General features: G+C 62.4%; 22 protein-coding genes and 1 pseudogene. 9 read left to right on the plus strand and 14 right to left on the minus strand.

The window, feature by feature from the left end; genetic code table 11:
• Positions 1-374: 374 nt before the first annotated feature.
• On the minus strand, positions 375-545 hold the full coding sequence (locus D3260_RS17425; protein WP_158583381.1) for a hypothetical protein: 171 nt from the start codon (positions 543-545) through the stop codon (positions 375-377).
• Between the two features lie 712 nt (positions 546-1,257).
• Here D3260_RS17425 and D3260_RS03690 point away from each other — a divergent pair.
• On the plus strand, positions 1,258-1,749 hold the full coding sequence (locus tag D3260_RS03690; protein WP_120097202.1) for a pyridoxamine 5'-phosphate oxidase family protein: 492 nt from the start codon (positions 1,258-1,260) through the stop codon (positions 1,747-1,749).
• Positions 1,750-1,996: 247 nt separating this feature from the next.
• On the opposite strand, the gene D3260_RS03695 is transcribed toward D3260_RS03690, so the two are convergent.
• The 3 genes from D3260_RS03695 to D3260_RS03705 all read right to left on the minus strand — a co-directional run bounded on the left by D3260_RS03695 (position 1,997) and on the right by D3260_RS03705 (position 3,839).
• Complete coding sequence (locus D3260_RS03695) at positions 1,997-2,275, minus strand: hypothetical protein (RefSeq protein WP_120097203.1); 279 nt, start codon at positions 2,273-2,275, stop codon at positions 1,997-1,999.
• 241 nt (positions 2,276-2,516) lie between these two features.
• Positions 2,517-2,792 carry a hypothetical protein gene (locus tag D3260_RS03700; RefSeq protein ID WP_120097204.1) on the minus strand — a complete coding sequence of 92 codons (276 nt, stop codon included), beginning with the start codon at positions 2,790-2,792 and terminating at the stop codon, positions 2,517-2,519.
• A 348-nt stretch (positions 2,793-3,140) separates the two neighbouring features.
• On the minus strand, positions 3,141-3,839 hold the full coding sequence (locus tag D3260_RS03705; protein ID WP_120097253.1) for an IclR family transcriptional regulator: 699 nt from the start codon (positions 3,837-3,839) through the stop codon (positions 3,141-3,143).
• 167 nt (positions 3,840-4,006) lie between these two features.
• On the opposite strand from D3260_RS03705, the gene D3260_RS03710 reads away from it, so the two are divergent.
• The 3 genes from D3260_RS03710 (at position 4,007) to D3260_RS03720 (ending at position 7,256) form a co-directional block, all read left to right on the plus strand.
• Entirely contained in the window at positions 4,007-4,840 is an 834-nt protein-coding gene (locus tag D3260_RS03710) for an antibiotic biosynthesis monooxygenase (RefSeq protein WP_158583382.1), read from the plus strand.
• Positions 4,841-4,888: 48 nt separating this feature from the next.
• Positions 4,889-5,242, plus strand: a complete 354-nt coding sequence (locus D3260_RS03715; RefSeq protein ID WP_120097206.1) for an EthD domain-containing protein — start codon at positions 4,889-4,891, stop codon at positions 5,240-5,242.
• A gap of 649 nt (positions 5,243-5,891) precedes the next feature.
• Positions 5,892-7,256, plus strand: a complete 1,365-nt coding sequence (locus D3260_RS03720) for an MFS transporter (RefSeq protein ID WP_199671343.1) — start codon at positions 5,892-5,894, stop codon at positions 7,254-7,256.
• A gap of 162 nt (positions 7,257-7,418) precedes the next feature.
• Here D3260_RS03720 and D3260_RS17750 read toward each other — a convergent pair whose 3' ends face one another.
• The 3 genes from D3260_RS17750 to D3260_RS03735 all read right to left on the minus strand — a co-directional run bounded on the left by D3260_RS17750 (position 7,419) and on the right by D3260_RS03735 (position 11,066).
• On the minus strand, positions 7,419-7,631 hold the full coding sequence (locus D3260_RS17750) for a hypothetical protein (RefSeq protein WP_120097207.1): 213 nt from the start codon (positions 7,629-7,631) through the stop codon (positions 7,419-7,421).
• Positions 7,632-8,705: 1,074 nt separating this feature from the next.
• Entirely contained in the window at positions 8,706-9,857 is a 1,152-nt protein-coding gene (locus tag D3260_RS03730) for an epoxide hydrolase family protein (RefSeq protein ID WP_120097208.1), read from the minus strand.
• A 132-nt stretch (positions 9,858-9,989) separates the two neighbouring features.
• Positions 9,990-11,066: an aldo/keto reductase gene (locus D3260_RS03735; protein WP_120097209.1), complete on the minus strand. Its 1,077-nt coding sequence runs from the start codon at positions 11,064-11,066 to the stop codon at positions 9,990-9,992.
• 80 nt (positions 11,067-11,146) lie between these two features.
• On the opposite strand from D3260_RS03735, the gene D3260_RS03740 reads away from it, so the two are divergent.
• Positions 11,147-11,782, plus strand: coding sequence for a TetR/AcrR family transcriptional regulator (locus tag D3260_RS03740; protein WP_120097210.1), 636 nt, complete (start codon positions 11,147-11,149; stop codon positions 11,780-11,782).
• 351 nt (positions 11,783-12,133) lie between these two features.
• On the opposite strand, the gene D3260_RS17920 is transcribed toward D3260_RS03740, so the two are convergent.
• The 7 genes and pseudogenes from D3260_RS17920 to D3260_RS03775 all read right to left on the minus strand — a co-directional run bounded on the left by D3260_RS17920 (position 12,134) and on the right by D3260_RS03775 (position 16,964).
• A complete protein-coding gene (locus D3260_RS17920) occupies positions 12,134-12,721 on the minus strand; it encodes a transposase (RefSeq protein WP_120097211.1) in 588 nt (195 codons plus the stop codon).
• Positions 12,722-12,742: 21 nt separating this feature from the next.
• Positions 12,743-13,345, minus strand: coding sequence for a hypothetical protein (locus D3260_RS03750; RefSeq protein WP_120097212.1), 603 nt, complete (start codon positions 13,343-13,345; stop codon positions 12,743-12,745).
• Positions 13,346-13,529: 184 nt separating this feature from the next.
• Positions 13,530-14,753: an MFS transporter gene (locus tag D3260_RS03755; RefSeq protein ID WP_120097213.1), complete on the minus strand. Its 1,224-nt coding sequence runs from the start codon at positions 14,751-14,753 to the stop codon at positions 13,530-13,532.
• Positions 14,750-15,312: pseudogene (locus D3260_RS18050) on the minus strand (isochorismatase family protein). Before D3260_RS18050 ends, D3260_RS03755 begins: the two are co-directional and overlap by 4 nt.
• A 46-nt stretch (positions 15,313-15,358) precedes the next feature.
• Positions 15,359-15,796: a MarR family winged helix-turn-helix transcriptional regulator gene (locus tag D3260_RS03765; RefSeq protein ID WP_120097214.1), complete on the minus strand. Its 438-nt coding sequence runs from the start codon at positions 15,794-15,796 to the stop codon at positions 15,359-15,361.
• Between the two features lie 15 nt (positions 15,797-15,811).
• Positions 15,812-16,162 (minus strand): 3-keto-5-aminohexanoate cleavage protein, encoded by a 351-nt coding sequence (locus D3260_RS03770; RefSeq protein ID WP_120097215.1) that lies wholly within the window; start codon positions 16,160-16,162, stop codon positions 15,812-15,814.
• Between the two features lie 163 nt (positions 16,163-16,325).
• A complete protein-coding gene (locus tag D3260_RS03775; protein ID WP_120097216.1) occupies positions 16,326-16,964 on the minus strand; it encodes a TetR/AcrR family transcriptional regulator in 639 nt (212 codons plus the stop codon).
• Positions 16,965-17,058: 94 nt separating this feature from the next.
• Here D3260_RS03775 and D3260_RS03780 point away from each other — a divergent pair, with 94 nt between their 5' ends.
• The 4 genes from D3260_RS03780 (at position 17,059) to D3260_RS03800 (ending at position 20,691) form a co-directional block, all read left to right on the plus strand.
• Positions 17,059-17,625 (plus strand): isochorismatase family protein, encoded by a 567-nt coding sequence (locus D3260_RS03780; protein ID WP_120097217.1) that lies wholly within the window; start codon positions 17,059-17,061, stop codon positions 17,623-17,625.
• Positions 17,626-17,653: 28 nt separating this feature from the next.
• Entirely contained in the window at positions 17,654-18,730 is a 1,077-nt protein-coding gene (locus D3260_RS03785; RefSeq protein WP_120097218.1) for an AbrB family transcriptional regulator, read from the plus strand.
• Positions 18,731-19,362: 632 nt separating this feature from the next.
• Positions 19,363-19,959, plus strand: a complete 597-nt coding sequence (locus D3260_RS03795; protein ID WP_233543945.1) for an IS30 family transposase — start codon at positions 19,363-19,365, stop codon at positions 19,957-19,959.
• A 39-nt stretch (positions 19,960-19,998) separates the two neighbouring features.
• Positions 19,999-20,691 carry a transposase gene (locus D3260_RS03800; RefSeq protein WP_120097221.1) on the plus strand — a complete coding sequence of 231 codons (693 nt, stop codon included), beginning with the start codon at positions 19,999-20,001 and terminating at the stop codon, positions 20,689-20,691.
• Positions 20,692-20,900 lie beyond the last annotated feature (209 nt).

Consider the following 20,900-nt stretch of genomic DNA (forward strand, 5'->3'; position numbering starts at 1 on the left):
GGCCAACGCGCCACCCCGGCGCGGTCGTCCGCCTGCTCGATTGCCGGAATCGGTTGATACGCCGTCAACGGTAGACATTCGAAATCGTCGATGACGAGCCTCCGCCGGATCGAGGCAAGGGTGGGATCATCGATGGCCGCCCGCAGGTCAGCCCGCCGACGTGCCCGTTCTGCCTCAGCGATATCGCCGCGCGTGACGTCGGTCAGAGCCGGTGCGTCGGCGAGAATATCGACATCCGCGTGCCGGCGAAAGCCAGGCGCGTGTGGGCCGTATTCACGTCCACCCGCCCTTTGGCGATGGCTTCGATATTGCCCTATGCACGCCGTTGACTGCCACGGTACGAAACAGTGGGCGGGAGATGGCCGCCATGGCGGTCATGTACCGCAAGACGTGGCTGCCCGAGTGTGAATCCGGTCATGGATCACCGTGAGCCCGTCGGCCAGGTCGGCCTGATGTGTGGCCGGGTTATCGGCGGCCACCATCACCGCGCTGGCGTCATGTGTTCCGTTGTAGCCGGGGGCGACGTCACGCGGGGGCGGGACCAATTCGGGCGCCTCGGAAGCGCGCGCATGCGTCAACGGATAGGGCCAGGCAGCCGATCGGGGCAGGCCGGATTGCCGGTAGATCCACGCCCCGGGTGAGGTTGGCCAGGAAATGGGCCAGGCCGGCCGCGCCCGAATGCCTCGCCAGGCCTTGGCACCACGCGTCGGTGAGGGCGGCGATCGGCGGGAGAGCGTACATCGACGGGCGCGCAATCATCTGGCGGCGACCTCGATGATTTCAGTGTGACGCCAGGCCGCAAATCGCGCCCGGCCACTTTGCGACAAGACAATCGCGACGATCGTTTGGCCGGCGATACCGAAATCATCCGGTGCTCTCTGCTATCGCCCAAGGCGCCGGCTTTTCACCCCGGGAATCCCGACGCCGCACTCCCGAGGCACACCAACCCGAAGCGTAGCGCGCGCCGCGCTTTGAGCCATCTTCGCCCAGCGTGTGAAACGCACGCTACGGCCTGAGCCGTAGCGTCGAACGTGTCGCCAAGAGACCCGCGGAATGCCCTTGCCGTGGCTCCAAGACGAGACGCCAGTGGCCGGTAGCGGCGACGCGGGGTCGATCGGAGACGTCTTGTTCATCGCCTGTCAGCAAATTTCGGTTTATTGTCGGCGGGTCTCTCATTGAAACGACACGGCGAATTGATCGGTTGATCCCGGCCCGGGATCAGCCGCATTGCAACCGTACAAAAAGGATGGCAAGACTATGTCCAGCCCGGAACACAAGCAGAAAATCTGGAATCTGATCAAGGACATCAAGGTCGGCATGCTCGTCACGCAGGACGGCAACGTGCCGCGTGCTCGCCCGATGCACCTGGTTCAGGACGAATACGACGGCACGATCTGGTTCTACACCCGTCGTAGCGCCGAAAAAGTACTTGAAGCACAGCAGGGCGACAGCGAAGTCTGTCTCACGTTCTCCGACCAGGATGAAGGCGTTTATGTCTCCATGTCGGGCAAGGTGCGTATCACCGACGACCAGGACGTGATCGACCGCTACTGGAACTCGGGAATTGCGGCCTGGCTGCCCGAAGGCAAGGATGACCCGGACGTGGTCATGCTGGAAATCGATATCGAGATGGGCGAGCACTGGGCGGCTACCGAAAGCAAGGTATTCCAGCTCTACGAATTCGCCAAGGCCAATATCAAGAGCAACGAAACGCCGGATATCGGCGAGAACGAGAAATTCGGCGGCTGATTCGGAAAGCGGCATGCGTTAGTCGTGCAACGCCCGGTTCGCCGGGCGTTTTTCGTTGCCCGTTATGGGAAACGCGTGGGGTACGCACGATGCTGTCGGGCGCTGTCCATTGCAGCGACCGGGTTCTGCAAGCGTTTGCCAGACGTTATCGTATCCACAACAGGCCGGCTTCGATGAGCGGTTCGGCGTTTGGCCGAGTGCAGTGGCCCACCGTTCGGGGCAGTCCGGAATTCGCCGTGCTCCACCCTCAGTACATGAAGTCGTTGTTTCCCAAAAAGTAATAAACAGCTTTTAGAATATCGTCTTCTTTGGGGCGGGCGAGCCTGCTTTTCACGTTCTCGGTAATATCGACTAACGTAAGTACTTCGACGAACGTAATCATGTGTTCGTCGAAAGCCATTTCCTCGGATTCGTTCTCGGCGAGATAGTACTGGGTTCGTTTCAAACCCTCGATCGACTCCGTATCGATGCCGGTTTCAATATAAATCCAGCCTGCCGAAGGCAGCCGGTCGCTGTGTCTGGTCAATCGGCAAAGTGCTCGAATTGGAGCATGGGGCGGCGGGTTAGGGCCACGCAGAGCATGTCGTCGATCGCTTGAGCGACGCGCGTTAAAACCTCGTAGGTTGGTATCGACCCCAGGATACGACGGAAATCCGCATCATCGTGTCGTGTTGTGATTCGCGAGACGCGGCTTTTATTTAAGACCGTGTGTGCAGGCGTCGTCGAGACCGTTTTATTCGAGATGGGCAGACGCCATCGAATAAACGCTACGCGGTATGTTGTTTTTTGGCCCGCCAGTTCTGGATCAGACGATAGATCAGGCTTAAAAGGCCGAATACGAGACAGAACAGCCCGAGAGCGTAGGGCCGGGTGAGCAGACCGACAAACGTGACACCCAGAAGAAGCATCAGCAGAACAGGGCGATAATCGGCACGCGCTGGCGGTTTCTGTTCGGCAGTGGCCGACGCGACAAGCGCTGCCATGTTGTCGATGCGTGCGCGACAGTCCGCCGAACAGGCGATGCCGCCCGGGCTTTGCTGCACGCATTCCCGACAGACGCCCCGGCCGCAGCTGCGACAAGCGCCCACGGCAGGCGTCGACTCATGATAAAAGCACTCCATGTCGTATTCACCCCCGATAACGTCGTGTGATTCCCGGGCGACCGGGCCCGCCAGGCCGAACCGCCGATGCGGACTTGAAATATCCCTTGCGCGGCTCATCCGGCGTCGAAGACATCCGGATCGCCAAACATGGTGCGCGGGTCAGGCGACAGCTGACTGAACAAGCCGCGTTGGCGCAACGGTCGGCGAGGAAAGACTTTCGTACCGCCGCGCGCCGGTTGCGATACGTGCCCCGATTCCGGCCTGTCCGGGGCTCGTGCGTCGCTGCACTCATGCCCGAGCTGCGAGGCGCTGCATGATGGCCGCCGCCTCCTTGAGGCGCTTCGATGTCAAACGTGCCGACGGACCGCTTAGGCCAAAGCCGGCTCTGAGTGAGCCGTTGGATACCCAGGGCACCGCAATGCAGCTCAAACCGGCCTGATAATTGTTCTGATCCAGCGCATAGCCGCGTGCTGCGATGGTCTCCAGTGTCCTGTCGAGCGACGGGCCGAGCCGATCGGCGTGGACGTCCATGCCATGACGTCGCAGGCCCGGATCGAGCGCGAGAAACAACAGCCCGATCGCCGAGCCGGCCATTGGCTGGCGCTCGCCGGCCTGACTGCTCGCGCGGAGCGGTTTCTGGCTTTCGATGGCATCCAGAAAGTACACCTCGTCGCCCGAAGGCACGGCAACAAACACGGTTTCGCCGGTTTCGCGGGCGATGGCCTCCAGTGTCGGACGCAGCTGGCGACACAACCCGCGATCATCGCCGACCACTCGCGACAGGTTCAGAATCCGCTCGCCGAGGTGATAGCGCGTATCGTTGGCCCGACGCCGAACATAGCCGAGGGCAACCAGCGTCTGTAACAGATTGTGGGCGGTCGTCGACCGGGTGCCGATATCAGAGGCGATGTGTTGCAGAGACGAGGCGCCACCGGCGTGGGCCAGGTGCTCGAGTATGGCAAGCGCGCGTTCGACGGACTGGATCATGGCGATCGGGTTGTGCGGGCGTTGGGCCCGTCGCGGATATTCAACATCGTTGAATATATCAGGCAATTCGTGCGGATTCTTGTCGTAATCGCGGCTACCGGGGATAGTCAACCATATAGGCGATGCGGGCAACCGCATCGCGTGACCCGTTGTCCCGGAGATTCCGTATGACTCGTACTGTGATCGCTCGTGCCACACCGCTGGCCGGCCAGGCCGATGCACTCCGACGCCAGATCGAAACCCTGGCGCACGCCGTGCGGGCCGAGCCGGGCAATATCCGTTTCGAAGTGTATACCGAAGCCGATGGCCAGACCCTGCAAATACTGGAAAGCTATCGCGACGACGCCGCATTCGACGCCCATGCGAAAAGCGCGCACACCCAGCGTTTCAACGAGGCGTTGACCGACATCGTCGAAGGCGGCGCCTCGACGGTCACCGAACTGCAGGCGATCGTCGCGCGACCCAGTGCCGCGCCCGGGATTCGGGCCATCGATCACGTCGGCGTCACGGTGCCGAACGTGGACGAGGCGACGGCATTCTTCGAATCGGCGTTCGGCGCGGTCACGGTGTACGACGTTCTGCCCAAGGACGGCGAACCCATGGCCGGCGAGGGGCCCGAGCACGAGCTCGGCCTGACGTCCGGGACGCAGATCGTGCATATGCGCCTGATGCGCATCGGCAACGGGCCGTGTGTGGAAATGTTCCAGATGGCCGACGCCGAAAGCCGGCAAGCGCCGCGTCTGGAAGACTTTGGCCTGACGCACTTCGGGCTCTATGTGGACGACATCGAAGCCGCCGCGTCGCGTTTTGAGCAGGCCGGCGGTACGTTGCTTTCGGCGACACACCCGTTGGCCGGCGTCGAGGACGGCGAGCGTAATGCCGGCGTCTACGGTCGGACGCCCTGGGGCATGCTCGTTGAATTCATCACCTATCCGGACGGCATCGAATACGCCGAAAATCAAGTGATCACGCGTTGGACGCCCACCCCAGAAGGTGACTGAGCCAGCCACACCGCATCACCCAATCGACTTCATTGTCTGGAGTTTTGCATGATCAAGATGACCATGTTTCTCAAACGCCACCCCGATCTCACCCACGAAGCCTTCGTGCGCCATCACATCGATACCCACGGCCCGCTCTTTCGCTCGATCCCGGAAGCCGAGGCGCACGTGCTGCGTTATATCCAGACGCATCCGACCGCGCCGCCGGCCGATACGGTGCCTCAGGCCGACTACGACGGCACCGCGGAACTCTGGTTCGATAGCCCCGAAGGCATGCAGGCGGTCCTGCATTCCGAAACCTACCGGAACACCGTGTTTCCGGACGAAAAGACATTCCTGGATCACGACAACACTCTGATTCTGGTCGGCGAACAGATCGAGATCATCGAAGACAAGAGCTGATCCATCGCGGGGCCGCCGCGAACGGCGACGTGCCCTGCAAGGCCCGTCGGCATGGCCAACGCCGTCCGCATGGGCCGTGCGCATGCAGCCTATCGCGCCGCCTGCCAGCCGTCATGGCGTGCTCGAGAATCGCGTCGGATCGGGCGTGTCGTTCGTTACCAGGCATGCCGCCTTGCTGCCGCGTCGCTATAAGACGGCAATGCACAAAGTGCTTGCCGGTTGACGGGGCGCTCGTTCAATAGGGCGTAGGCGGCCAATCCATAGGGCCTGTCGAGGTTTCTTGCGAGTCCGCGCCAAGCGCGCCCTGAAATTGACGATGGGCGGCAAGACGAGGCTTAGCACGCGCCGCGCAGTGACTCTGCGCCAGCGGGCTACAACGCTGTATCGCCGTCGTGTTTTTGATTTTGGGGCGCTTGTCCCTTCGGGTTGGGCCGCCCATGAAAAATCGACGATGGGCGCCCGGCGGCGTTGCGAGCCTCGATCGTCGCACGCCACGATCGGCAACTCGCGCCTTGCCGGACACACTGCGGTCTCTCGACGAAAAGGCGCTCGAACGAAACCTTAACACGCCCTAGCGTCCAACTCGGGCCGTTGGCCTGACGAATCCACGCAATGATCAATGCCGACAACGTCGGTCTGGAATGTCTCCATGAGTGATTCGAACGGCGCGTCGTCATCGGCGAGCCGCAACGAAGGTCTGTTCTCGAAAGAATATCGCCTGCTGAGTTGCAGCCTGGTCGCGATGACCGCACTCGTGGCTTTCGAGGCCCTGGCCGTGGCCACCGCGATGCCCGTTATCGCAGACCGCCTGTCGGGGTTAGGCCTCTATGCACTGGCGTATGCCGGGCCGATGGCGGCCAGCGTCGTCGGCATGGCGGCCGCCGGCTGGTTGAGCGATGCGCGGGGCCCGCGCCCGGTCTTTCTGATCGGGACGATCGGCTTTGCCGCGGGCCTGCTCATCGCCGGCATGGCACCCACCATGTCCGTGCTGGTGGCGGGCCGTGTCGTCCAGGGCATTGGCGGGGGCGCGATATCCGTGGTTGTCTACGTCATCGTGGCCCGGGCCTATCCGGAAACACTGCGACCGGGCGTTTTCGCGCTGTTTTCGGCCGGCTGGGTCGTGCCATCGCTGCTTGGGCCAGCGGCCAGTGGGTTGATCGTCTCGACACTCGGTTGGCGCTGGCTGTTTCTGCTGATCCCGGCGCTCGTCGTGCCCGTCGCGTGGGTCATCAATGGGGCGTTGCGGCACGTGGCCCACGATCGGCAACCCTTCGCCCGGCCGCGGCAGCTCGGCTGGGCACTGGTCGCGGCACTCGCCGTGGGGCTGGTACATGCCGCCGCGCATTCGCATCGCACGGCCCACTGGCTTGGATTGATCGTTGGTCTGGCCGGCCTGATTCTGATTGCGCCGCGCCTATTGCCTCGGGGCACGTTGACCTTGCACCAAGGGCTGCCAAGGGTCATCGCGGTTCGGATGATCATCGGTGCGGCATTCTTCGCCAGTGAAGCCTTCATTCCATTGTTGCTCGAAAACGAGCATGGCTTGCCACCCGCGCTGACCGGTATCGCACTCAGCCTGGGTGCGGGCGGCTGGTTTGTTGGCGCCTGGCTTCAGGGCCGTCCGCGTCTGGCCGGTTTTCGATTGCCCGTGATGGGCCTGACCGCGATGGGCGCTGGCCTGGCGGTGATCTGTGGTTCGCAAATGGCCTGGGCATCCATCCCGCCGATCCTGATCGGCTGGGCGCTCGTCGGATTGGGGATGGGGCTCGGGTATGCGAGCCTGTCGGTGCTCACCTTGGCCTTGACGCCCGCCGAGGCTCAGGGGTCGACGGGTGCCACGCTCAAACAAGCCGATGCGCTATCGATCGCGCTGGCGTTGAGTGTGGGCGGCACCGCCATCACCTGGTTGCCCGACGGCGATCCCACGATCTACGCGCTCTGCTTCGGATTCACCTTCCTGCTGGCCTGCAGTGGGGCATCAATCGCGGCACGCCTGCCAAGAGCCAACACGTAAAAGAGGGGTGGATTCAGATCGCAAACGCAACACGCCAGGAAAGGTGGGACACCGCAAGGCTTTTAGTTAAGTTGAGGTTGTCGAGACCATCAACGAAACAGGCTCTGCGATGTCCCAAACGCATCTTAGCGCACGCGAGCGATGCAATATTCTTCTGATGTCTCAATTCGGCTTTAACCAGGCCGAAATCGCACGACGCCTGGGTCGCATCGAAGCACCATCAGTCGAGAGTTCAAGCGAAACCAGTCGCCGCACAACCCGTCGTATCACGATGTTCATGCGCAGCGGGCCGCCGAGCAGCGACGATGGGTAGTCCGCCATCGACGACGGCTCGATCATCGTCCATTGGTCGATTTCGTGATTGAGAAGCTTCATGTCGTCTGGTCGCCGGAAGCGATTGCCGGCCGATTGATCACGTGTTTCCCAATACACCGGCGATGCGGATCAGTGCCAAGCAGATCTATGCCTGGATCGAGGCGGATTCGATCGCGTGCGGCACGCTTTATCGCCCGTTGCGACAGCGCCATAAAAGACGCCATCGACGAAAGCCGAGGCTGAGATGTCGCGCTCGACGTGAAAGCCGATTGGATATCGAACAACGTCCTCAAATCGTTGATCGACGGGCGCGCTTCGGCGACTGGGAAAGGGATACGATGCTCGGGTCAGGCAAGGCGGCATGGTCACCCACGTCGAACGTCGCAGCGGCTATCTAGTGGCGTTCAAGCAGCCGAATCGACTCGCTGCCCCTTGGCAAAAGCCACCGTCAAAGCATTCGAGAGCTTCCCGAGACGCTGGCGACGAACGATGACTTACGACGACGGAACCGAATTCAGTGCCGATGATCGTATATAACAAGGCAGCGGCTTCCGGATCTTCTTTGCACGGCCGCATTCGCCCTGGGGCGTGTTGAGGTTTCGTGCGAGTCCGCGCCAAGCGCTGTTTTGCGGCAAGACGAGGCGTAGTGCGCGCCGTGCAGTCATTCTGCACCAGCGGGCTACAACGCTGGATTGCCGCAAAACAGCGCTTGCCCCTTCGGGTTGGGCCGCCCATGAAAAATCGACGATGGGCGCCCGGCGGCGTTGCGAGTCTGGATCGTGGCACGCCACGATCGGCGACTCGCGCCTTGCCGGACACACGGCGGTCTCTCGACGAAAAGGCGCTCGAACGAAACCTCAACACGCCCTAGCGGAGAGGCTGTAATGAAAACGCGAATGGACTTCTACGGCAATTCTTTCCCAAGCGAAGCTCATTCGAGTCTATTTCTCAAACCGAACTCGACAATGCGATCGATTTGCTGAACCGTCGACCGAGAAAACGCCTCGGCTATCGAACGTCTTACGAAGTCCTCACGCAAAATATTCGTGTTGCGATTGGAACCTGTATCCACCAACCCATGACGAACGTCGTAGGCGGTCGCACCGAATAGTGCCGGGCTTGCCCCGAACGACGCTATTCCAGGGTCGCGAACGTCGCGCGCACATCGGCCACGAAAGCGGTGGGGTTCTCGAGAGCCGCGAAATGGCCGCCTTGGGCGGGTTGGTTGTAATATCGCAGGTCCGCGAACCGCTTTTCCGCCCAGCGCCGCGACAGCCGCATGGCCTCGCCGGGGAACATGCTGACGCCGGCCGGCAGCGGGACAGGGTCGCCGGGCATATCACCCTGTCCTCGTGCGTTTTCCCAGTAAAAGCGCGCCGAACTGGCGCCGGTGTTGGGGAGCCAGTAGAGCATGATGTCATCGAGGATGTGGTCGAGTGCGATCGTCCGCTCCGGTTCGCCGCCGCTGTCGGTCACGTCCTGGAATAGGGCATAGATCCATGCCGCCAGCCCTGCCGGCGAGTCCGCCAAGGCGAACCCGACCGATTGTGGCCGGGTGTTCTGGAGCTTCATGTAACCCGACAGCTCGGCGTCGTATCGCTTCATGTCGGCGAGCATCGCTTGCTCCTCGCCTGTCGCGTCCGCGATCTCGTCTTCCCATGGTTGGAACATGACCATGTTGAGATGGATGCCGGCAAGGCCGGGCGCGCGCATATGCGCCAACACCGTCACCACGGCCGCGCCCCAATCGCCGCCCTGTGCGAACCAGCGCTCGCCATAGCCCAGTCGTTGCATCAGCACGATATAGGCATCGGCCACACGGGCCGCGTTCCAACCCGTCTCCGTCGGCTTGTCGGAAAAGCCAAACCCCGGCATCGACGGGATCACCAGATGAAAGGCCTGCCGCGGATCACCGCCATGCGCGGCCGGATCGGTCAGCGGGCCGATGACATCACGGAACTCCAGAATCGACCCTGGCCAGCCATGCGCGAGCAAGAGCGGCACCGCGTCGGGTTCCGGGGAACGAATATGGAGGAAGTGGATGCCCAGTCGATCGATGACGGCACGGCTGCTACCCCATTGGTTGATAAGGCTTTCCGCATTTCGCCAGTCGTACCCGTCACGCCATCGATCGACCAGATGGCGGATGGCCGGCAGGCTCGGCCCCTGGCTTCCATCAGTGACGGTGCCGGCATCAGGCCAGCGGGTGCGGACAAGCCGATCGGCGAGGTCGGCAAGCTCGGCCTCACCGATATGAATCGGGAACGGAGTGATGGCATCGGTCATGACGGTGGTCTCTATAGGGTATTTCGGCGGGCGTCGGGCCATATCACGAGAGGCGCACACGGCGACGTTTTGTGCAGAATAGCGTGCGGATATTGGATTCCTGCTGGCTGGGAACGTTGCGTCGGTCGCGCGCTACTCGCCCCATCCGGTTACCGCACGGCCACCGAATACCATTCGCCGGATGTCCGGAGAAGTCAGTACCGTACTGAAGGTCGGCGCGGGCGCGCTCGCTTCATCGAGGCGCGCAAGCTGCTCGTCGCTCAGGCGAAGGCCGGTAGCGGCAACGTTGCTCTCGATTTGCGAGACTTTACTTGCGCCGATCAGGGTAGAAGCCACCCCCGGACGCGCCAGGGTCCAGGCCAGTGCGACCTGGGCGACCGGCCGTTCGACTTCGGCCGCGACCGTCTGGGCTGCTTCCAGAATGTCCCAGTTGCGGTCGGTGAACTTGCTGTCGCCGAACGGATTGGCACCGCTGAGGCGCCCGGTGCCCGAGGTATCCTCGCGCCGGTACTTGCCGGACAGGAAGCCGCCGGCCAGTGGGCTCCACGGCATGATGCCCATCCCGCCCTCGCGTGCCACCGGGAAATGTTCGGCCTCGACATCACGCGCGACCAGCGAATATTCGAGCTGCATCGCGATCGGGCCGGGCACGCGGCGCTCGGTTGCAATTGTTGCGGCCTTGCAGCCGACCCAGGCAGGCATGTCGGAAAAGCCGAAATAGCGGATCTTTCCGGCCCGCACAAGATCGCCCAGCGTTTGCAGAATTTCCTCGACCGGTGTCACCCCGTCCCAGATATGCATCCAGTAGAGATCGATATAGTCCGTGCCGAGCCGCTTCAGCGACGCATCAAGCGCGCGGTGAATGTTCTTCGCGCCGGCCCCGCCGGCATGCGGATTGCCGCCGCCGCCCTGGCTGGCGGTGAGCGGACTGGCGGATGCGTTGAAGCCGAACTTCGTCGCCAGCACGATCTCGTCGCGTACACCCGCGTCCGCAATGAACCTGCCGACCAGACGCTCGCTTTCGCCACCGGAATAGATGTCCGCCGTGTCGATGAAATTGCCACCCGCATCGCGATAGGCGTCAAAGATTGCGCGCGAGGTATTCTCGTCGGCGCCCCATTCGCCGGGGCCGAAGGTCATCGTGCCGAGTGCCAGTGGGCTGACGACCAGGCCGGAGCGGCCGAGCGTGCGGAAATCTGTGAGGTTCATGTCATCTGTTTCGTAGCGTTCGATATGAAAATCATGTTAGGAAAGCAGCAGTCAAGTCAACTAGTTTCGTAACGATCGCTATGAATAAACCGGACGATGGTGGTAAAAGCGTGCGACGCCGGGCCGGCAGGCCGCTATCTTTTGATCGCGACGAAGCGCTCGAACAGGCGATGCTGCTGTTTTGGCGGCATGGCTACGAAACCACATCGATCAACGATCTGACCCGCGCGATGAGGATCACGGCGCCCAGCCTCTACACGGCCTTTGGCGACAAACGGCGATTGTTTCTCGAAGCGGCACAACGCTATGCCGGCGATCCTGAAGCGAGCGCTGCGGCGATCGACAATGCGCCGACCGCTTGCGAGGCGGCCCGTTCGATCTTGCAGAGTGCCGTGGTCACGTTCACCGGTGAAACCACGCCCCGGGGCTGCCTGCTGGCCAGTGCCACCGCCAGCGGATCATCCAGTGCTGCAGATGTTCAAGACGTCGTAGCCGGATACCGGCAGCATCTGCGTGAGCGCGTCAGGGCGCGCATAGAACGGGATATCGCGGACAAAATACTGCCAACCGAGACGGATGCGGCTGCGCTCGCCGGTATGGTCATGGCGGTGCTGCAGGGGCTGTCCGTTCTGGCCCGCGACGGTGCCTCGCGGGCGTCTCTTTCCGACATCGTCGATACGGCACTGAACGCATGGCCAACCGCTCGGCAATCCTGATTCTCCGCTTGCCGGCCATCACGCGTGCGATCACGGCTGGATGATTTCTTGCAGCGCCTTTAGAACGTGGTGAATCCGACATCCGAAGGCCAGATTCGGGGATGGTTTATTCGATTACCCATATCGCTTGGAAGCCCTGCTCCCAGGAGTCGAGGGGGAATGACCCATACCGTTCCTGGATTCCAGGCCGCGCATCGAAAGCTACCCCGAGAATAGCTGGATCCGGGCCTGATGGATGTCATTCGTCGGGCCCGATACGGCACCTATGTTTTCGGCACCGAGCGTTTCGAAGCGCAGGTCGAACTTGCTTTGGCGCGGCGAGGGCATTAGCACCTGAGGGTTCCCCACAAATCAGGTTGCTATGAGATAGCAATACAGATCGGCTTTTAGCGCTTGCCAGGGCGGTTTTTTGACGTTGGGTATGCGCTGCATGGTTTGTCGTAACAGCGCCCATCCCCGACTCAGCAACGCGATCCGGAATCGTGTCTCGTGCTCTGATCGTGTGGCCAGAGCCGCCAGCCAGGCCACGAGTGTTGCCAGCATATGAATCAGCAATAACATCTCGAGTCGGGCGCCCACACGCGTCTGAGTGTCCTCGAACGCACAGCCATACTGATGCGATTTGAGATCCCGAAACGCTGTCTCGATCTGCATGCGTACGCCGTAGAGCCTTGCGATTTCGTTCGCGCTCTCTCGGGCCAGGCCACAAGAGGCAGCCAAGCACCCAAGGCTCACGATACCGTCGTGCCATCTTCTCGGCTTTACCGCCCCCGGCACGCTTTTGATCTCGTCGCGTTTGATGGTGCCCCCTGGGCCGCCGGCGTGTACGCACCAGATGACACGATGTCGGCCGGCTACGCGTGATATCGCACAGACCCAGCGATTGCGGTTTGATGGGGGCCTCGTCGTAATACGCCGATACCGGCTGCCACGGGGCATGCCGATGACCTTCACGAATCATCACGCGCCCTCGCAAACGTCCGATCCCGTCCCAACCAAGGCGTCGACCGATTGAAACCACGGCGTGTGAAACCCGGCGACCGTAAGGACAATCGGACGACAGGTGGCCGGCAACACGGATTGCAAGCGCGCGAGAAATCGATCGTGTACAGCCCGGCTATTCAGATCTCGCTGCGGATGTACTTCCTCATACAACGTTAATGCCCGACCTCGCCGCGGAATGGACGCCCGCAAAAGCTGCCATCGGCCATCCCGCGGCAGTTCGCTCCAATCGACAATAATGACGGGGCGATCCTGCGTCACCAGACACTGTGCACTGGCGCGATAGAACGCTTGGCGATGCGCTTGCATCGAGCGATTGCTCAGCCATCGATCCAGCCGCTTGAGAGGCGCTGCGATCTGACGAGACGCCGGCCAATGGCGTGCAAGCGCCATGAGCGTCAGGCGTTGTCCGATCAGGCAGGCACACACGGCCTGCGATGTGGTGTGGGCGTTACGTTGATCGATCTCGGAAAAGACAGACCCGAGCCACGTCTGCAATACTGCACTCGCGTGCATGACGGCCTTCGCATTTTGGTCGATACGAAGGGTACTATCCGTCATGCACGCCCTTCTGACCACCCCTCGAATAACGCTAAATATCTGTTAAAGGATGAATAATTGTGGGGAAACCTCAGGGTCTGTCCCCTATAGATGGAACGCTTTTCGAGTCTATTTGTACTGCTATCCAATATCGACCTGATTTGTGTGGGGAACCCTCAGGGATCGACCACGTTTTAAGCCTGAATCAAGTCGCCGTGGCGTCACGGCATTGATACCGGAGGGCGACGAGTGCCGCGCCCAATCCCGCGGCGGCGCCGATGCCCAGCGCCCATCGCGGGCCGCAGTGATCCGCGACCCAGCCGACGATGGGCGCGCCGATGGGTGTGCCGCCCATTGCGACGCTTACTCGCAAGGCCATGACGCGGCCGCGCATTGTGGGTTCGGTCGAAAGCTGTATCAGGCTGTTGGTCGTGTTGGTGAAGATAAGCGCTGCGCCGCCGATCGGGACCAGCACGAGCGCGAACAGCCCGTAGCTCGGCGCAATGGCCGCCAGAGTACAACCGATGCCGAACAGGGCAGCGCCGACGAGCAGCGATCGGAACGCCGGCCTGTCGAGGCTGGCGTTGAACAGCGCGCCGGCTATCGTCCCGATTGCCATGATGGACGACAGCAAGCCGTATTCGGCCGCACCTGCATGGAATACCCCCACGGCCATCGTCGAGACGAAGATCGGGAAGTTGAGACCGAAAGTGCCCATAAGGAACAACATGACGAGGATGACGCGCAGGTCCGGCCGCGACCGCACGTAGCGAAACCCCTCGACGAAGCCGCCTCGTGTCCGCGCAGCCCGGGGGATCGCGTGCAGATCGGCAACGCGCAGCAGGGCGAGCGCGATGAGCACGGTCAGGAATGACACGCCATTGATGAGAAACGCCCAGCCGGTTCCGACACCGGCAATGACGACGCCTGAGACGGCAGGGCCGATCATCCGGGCGGCGTTGAACGAGGTGGAATTGAGGGCGACAGCATTGGACAGATCCTCGTCGCCGACGAGTTGGGCGACGAAGGTCTGGCGCACCGGCGCGTCGAACGCCGCGACGCTGCCGAACAGCAAGGCGAAGACATAGACGTGCCAGAGCCGCACCGCGCCGGCCACCGTCAGCAGGCCCAGGCCGAGTGCAAGCACACCCATTGCGCCCTGCGTCACGAGCAGCAACTTGCGCTGGTTGAGCCGGTCGGCGGCGAGACCGGTCCAGGGCAACAGCAGGAACTGCGGCCCGAACTGCAGCGCCATGACCAGCCCAACCGCTGACGCGCTATGGCGGGTGAGGATCGTCAGGACGAGCCAGGTCTGCGCGGTTCGCTGTACCCATGTCCCGACGTTGGAGAAGAAAGCCCCCGCGACCCAGACACGATAGTTGAAGCCGTGCAGCGAGCGGAATATGCGCCACCCGGAAAGGACGGTCACGGCCGGTCGGGTAGCAGGGCCAGCACATCGTCCGTCGAGCCGGTTTCCCCCAGGCGAGGAAACACATGGGCGACACTGTAATCGTGCGCCTGCGCACGCAGATCGGTCATCGCGTCGATGGGCAGCGTGACGTTGAAGCCCGCTTCATAGGCTTGGCGGGCGGTTGCCTCTACGCCGGTGCCGGTCGCGACGCCGGTGACGATGACTTGTGTGACGCCGAGAGCGCGCAGCCGTTCCGTCAGATCGGTGCCGGCGAACGCGCCCCAGGTGCGTTTGGTCACTGCGATATCGTCCTCTTGCTGTCCAAGCGCGGGCAGAAGCGCCGCAAAGTCGGCCGGCCGTTCTTGCGCCGCTCAAGGCGGTTGCTCGGTTCGGCCGGGGGCGCTGCCGACGACGTTGACCAGTACGACTGGAAGACCGAGGGCGCGGAAGGCGTCGAGCAGCCCCGGTTGCGGGCCACCACGTCCTCGATCGGATGGACGAAGGGCAGGGCGGCAAGCCCTTTTTGAAGATCGACGACGACGAGCTCGGCGTTCGGATCGAGCGTGGTCAGCGGCATGGTGTTACTCCGGTAAAGTGTCGGGCGTCAGAGGCGCTCGTTCTGGTCAATCGTCGGCGAGGCGCCGAAGCAGCGGCAGCACTTCTTCGAGTTGCCGTTGTTCGTCGCGGGTCAGGCGCGTCTGGATGGTGGACGTCAGCCAGTCCTGGCGCGCTGCGCGACCGGTTTTCAGTCGCTCGCGAAAGGTATCGGACAACGTCAGGATGGTCTGCCGACCATCGGTGGGATCGGGGACGCCGGTTACCAGGTCCGCGGCCTGCAAGGCGGCGACAATCGTGCGCATCGACTGCGATCGCATTGCTTCTGCCCGAGCGAGGCCGGAGGTGGTCTGGGGCCCGTCGCGTTCGAGGCGCAGCAGCACGCTGGACTGCGATGGCGTGAGGTCGCCGGCGCTGGCTTGTGCCCGCAAACGGCGCTTCAGTTTGCCGACGACTCCGCGCATCTCTTGCGCCAGCGATGCCGCGGAAAGTGCGTTGTCGTTCATGACATCATTAGCAACCTATGAAGATAATCTGTCAAGTTTAACATCAGACCTTGCATCCGGTGGGGACTCGGCGGGCCGGCTCTGGCGGTGCGTGTCGGTTTGATAGGCACCGTCGGCGGAGTTCATATAGACCATGTCGCCGAAGTTGAGACTGCCGGCCAGCGTGCAGATCTCGGGCAGCAGCTCGCCGATCGGTGCATGTCGCTCGGATGGACTCTGTAGATTCGAGCCGGCGACGGCGCGAATCTGGCGATCCTCGCCGTAGGCGCCGACGAGTTCCTGAAACAGATCGCCGCCGCTGAAGTTGATCACCACTTCGGTACCCGAATCGCGCGCGCGATCCCCGATCTCGCGGAGGTCTTCCATGTCGTGGGCGTGACCGAAGGTTGGGGTTCCTGGCCGAGGTATCGCTTTCGCCGGTGACGGCGCAGGTGAGGATGACGTTCGTGTTCATGGCAGCTCGCCGTTCGAAGACTGCCGAAAATATGCGCCCGGCGAAGCGGGCGCGATGTGCGTATCGAGACGTTCCTTATGCTTCAGGCGACAGCGGGCGGGTCAGCGTGGCCGGCTGGGCCAGATACAGCGAGAGCATCCGGCCCAGCTCGGCCTCGAGCCGGTCGCGTTCGTCGGGGTAACGTTGCATATGCACGCCGGTCGCCTTGAGAACGACCAGCACGGCCAGCGTCCGGGTTTCCACCATGTCTGTCGGCAGATCGGGGGCGATGGCGTGCAGCACGCGTCGAATGCCGCCGCGCATGCTCGCCCGAATCCGCTCGATCGCTTTCGTTGCCGGTTGGCCGGCCCGGTCGAGCGCATCGGCCAGCGCCGAGCCGGCGGTCCGGTAGGGGCCGAGGGCGGCGATCCGGGCCACGAGTTCGCTCGCGGTCTGCTCGACCGGCTGCGTAGGGGCATTGGCCGCGCAGATATCGAAGGCCTCGTCGATGGCATCGCCGAAGCGCTCGAGGATGGTATCGGCCACATGTTCCTTGGTGGGGAAGAACCGGTACAGCGAGCCGATCGCGGTGCCCGATCGGTCCGCGATCTCGGTCATGGTCACGGCGCTGTATTCGCGCTCGGCGAACAGTTCCACGGCGGCGGCCACGATCGCGGCCACGCGCTCGCGCCCGCGTCTGCGCTGCGGCCGAACGGGTTCACGTTGTGCGTCCATTGACTTTTGCGAGGACATCCTCAAATAATGGTTTTGCGAATCGCTCCTATCATATCTCTAGATTGGCGTCTTTCCATCTTTTCGAGGTTTTGTCATGCAACTGGATCCTGCACGTACGGCACTCATTTCGATCGATCTACAACAAGGCATCGTTGGCCGTGAGTTGGCGCCGCGCAGCGGCGAACAAATCGTCGCCGGCACCCGGGCGCTGGCCGAGCGCTTCCGCCGGGCCGGGGCGCTGGTCGTCAACGTGCGCGTGCTCTGGCACGACGATCTCGGCGATACGCCGCCAGCCAATGTGGACGAACCGCCGCAACGGCCCGAGGGCGGAATGCCGGCAGACGCCATGCGGTTCGTCGATGGCGTGATGCTGCCGGGCGATCTGGAGATCGTCAAACGTCAATGGGGCGCATTCCACGGCACCGAGCTCGATCTGCAGCTGCGCCGCCGCGGCATCTCCACACTCGTGATCGGCGGCATCGCCACCAATTTCGGGGTGGAATCGACGGTTCGCGATGCCTGGGAGTACGGTTATGACGTGGTGGTGCCAGAGGATCTGTGCGCAACGATGTCGAAACCACTGCACGATATGGCGATCGAGAGCATCTTTCCGCGGCTCGCCCGGGTGACGAACGCCGACGCTCTCGAACTGGTAGCCTGAGACGCGCGCCGCCCACAAGGCCATAGCAATGCCACAGAGCCTGTTCCGGTGGACGTTGCTGGTGATTCTGTCGGCAGTGCTGGCCGTCGGGCTGGATTGGCTGCATCTGCCGGCTGCTTTTCTGCTCGGGCCGATGATCGCGGCGATCATGGTCGCGGTCAGCTTCGGACCGGTGCATCTGCCGGGGCTGGCGTTCAACTGGGCGCAGGGCGTGGTTGGCTGCCTGATCGCGCGGGCGATAACGCCGTCACTGCTGGCCGAGATCGGGCGGGACTGGCCGATCTTCGCCAGCGGCGTGCTGGCCGTGGTGCTGCTCAGCATGGTGATCGGCTGGCTGCTGACCCGCTGGCAGGTGCTGCCGGGTCCGACCGCAATCTGGGGTACGCTGCCAGGGGCCGCGGCTGCGATGGTGATCATGGCCGGCGACTTCGGCTGCGATGTCGGCCTGGTGGCGTTCGTCCAGTACGTTCGAGTGATCATCGTGTCGGTGCTTTCGGCAGTCGTCGCCGCCGTTTTCGTACCGGCCGCCCCGGCCGGCGGGCTTTCGGCGCACATCGCCTTCCTGCCGAGCGACTGGCTCGGTTTCGGCGAGACCGTGGGCTTTATCGTGGTCGCCAGCTTTCTGGCCGTGCGACTGCGCATTCCGGCCGGCCCGCTCATGTTCGTGATGGTGATCGGCGCACTGCTGCAGAATCTGCACGTGCTGCGCATCGCCCTGCCGCAGATACTGCTGATACCGGGCTATTGCGTGCTCGGCTGGGGCATCGGCATGCGCTTCCGGCGCGAAACGCTGCGCCAGGCCATGCACGCGCTGCCGTCGATTCTGTTGTCCACGTTGTTGTTGCTGCTGGCTTGTGGCGGGCTCGCGGTGGTGCTGGTCGAGCTGACCGGCATGGATCCGCTGACCGCCTATCTGGCGACCAGCCCGGGTGGGGCGAGCACCGTGGCGATCATCGCCAGCGCCAGTCATCTGAACGTGGCCTATGTCATGGCGATGCAGGTCGCGCGGGCCTGGTTTCTGATGCTCACCGGGCCGTTGATCGCGCGCACGCTGTCGCGCTGGGCGGGTTATCCGCCTGGCCAGGGTTGTAGCGGCTCCGGATAGTGCCATGGCCAATCCTGCGATTCTCACGCTCGCCGCGATGCATTATGGGCCGGTAGCGGCCCGACACCGCGGGCGTACGGGGGTGAACTCCGCGCAGTGGCCGGGATGGGAGCCTGGCCTGCGAACCCTCAGCGAACGGTGGATTCAGGTTCCAATCGCAACAGGCGGCCGAAGGTGAGACATCACGAGGCATTGGGTTAAGTTGAGGTTGTCGAGACCATCAACAAAACAGGCCCCGCGATGTCCCATACGCATCTTAGCGCGCGTGAGCGATGCAATATTCTCCTGATGTCTCAATTCGGCTTGAACCAAGCCGAAGTTGCCCGGCATCTCGGGCGTCATCGGAGCACCATCAGTCGAGAGCTCAAGCGAAATCAATCGCCTTACAACAGGCACTATCACGATTTTTACGCGCAGCATGCCGCCGAGAGACGGCGGCGTGCCGCTCGGCACCGACGACGATGGGATCATCCGCCGCTGGTTGATTTTGTAATGGCCAAGCTCGCCTTGTTCTGGCCGCCTGAAGCGATTGCCGGCCGCTTGATCGCGCGTTTTCCGAACACCCCGGCGATGCGCATCAGTGCCCAGCAGATCTATGCCTGGATCGCGGCGGATGCCGTGACCGGCGGCTGCTGTATCAGCGCCTCAGACGCCGGCATAAAAGACGCGGGCGTCGTACACCACGAGCCGGCCATCGCGCCCGACGTGATACGCGGCTTGATATCCATCAACGGCCCGACGTTGTCGACCGGCGGGGTCGCTTCGGCGACTGGGAGGGCGACACGGTGATGGGGTCCGGGCGTGCTGTCATCGTCACCCATGTCGAGCGTCGCAGCGGTTATATCGTGGCGTTCAAGCAGCCGCATCGGGCATCGATGCCGCTGGCCAAAGCGACTGTTGCCGCGTTGAGACCCTTTCCAGCGCGGTTTCGCCGAACGATGACCTACGACAATGGCACCGAGTTCAGCGCGTTCGAGCGCATCGAACAGAAAAGCGGCTTCCAAGTGTACTTCGCACGCCCCCACTCACCGTGGCAACGCGGCTGTAACGAGAATGCCAATGGTCTTTTGGGGCAGTTCTTTCCGAAACGCCGCTCACTGGACGGTATTTCAAAAGCCAAGCTTGAGACCGTCGTTGACTTGCTCAATCATAGACCGAGGAAACGCCTCGGCTACCGAACGCCTCACGAAGTCCTCACGCAAAACGGTCGTGTTGCGATTGGAACCTGAATCCACCTTTTCGCAGAACACTTTTCAAAGAGCCTGCCCATGCCTCGTCGCCCGCGCGTCATGCTGCCGAACGTGCCGGTCCATCTCATCCAGCGAGGCAACAACCGTGAGGTCTGTTTCTTCGCCGACGATGACTATCGCTTTTATCTGGAATGGCTTCAGGAGTACGCGCGCAGCGAAGCGTGCCGTGTTCATGCCTATGTCTTGATGAGCAACCACGTTCATCTACTGGTGACGGGCCGCGAAACAGCGAGCGTCGGCAATCTGATGAAACGACTCGGCCAACGCTACGTCCAATACATCAACCGGACCTATAGACGAAGCGGCACACTCTGGGAGGGGCGCTTTCGCTCTTGTCTGACGCAGGAAGAACACTACGTCATGGGCTGCTATCGCTACATCGAACTCAATCCGGTTCGTGCCGAAATGGTCGCGCATCCGGCAGAATATCGTTGGTCCAGCTATCGGGTGAACGGGCAGGGCGAGCTCAGCACGCTCATCAAACCGCACAAGCTATACAAGCGACTGGGATCGAGCGCCGAGGAACGGCAGGCGGCCTATCGTGAGCTCTTCCGATATCAGCTGGATCCCGGCCTGGTTGATGAAATTCGCCAGGCGACGAATGGAAACTATGTTCTCGGCACCGAGCGTTTCGAAGCGCAGGTGGAACGCGCCTTGAAGCGACGGGTGACGCGTGGTCGGCCGGGGCGGCCGCGGAAAGAGGACAGCTGAGTGTTTGGGAAATCTCAGAAACCGTGGTCTGTCCCCAATGCCGTTCACTTAGCGATATACTATTGAATATTGATCGCTTCCGGTAATCGGCATGGCAGGCAAGGCGTCGACGTTGGGTGGTCCCATCCGCATGGCGGACTATCTCAGCATTGGATTGCTGTCACGCCTGGTCTCGCCAGCGCTTGTCGATGAAGCGCTTCGTCTTCATG

Origin of the sequence: Salinisphaera sp. Q1T1-3, from assembly GCF_003602005.1 — a bacterium.
Lineage (GTDB): Bacteria > Pseudomonadota > Gammaproteobacteria > Nevskiales > Salinisphaeraceae > Salinisphaera.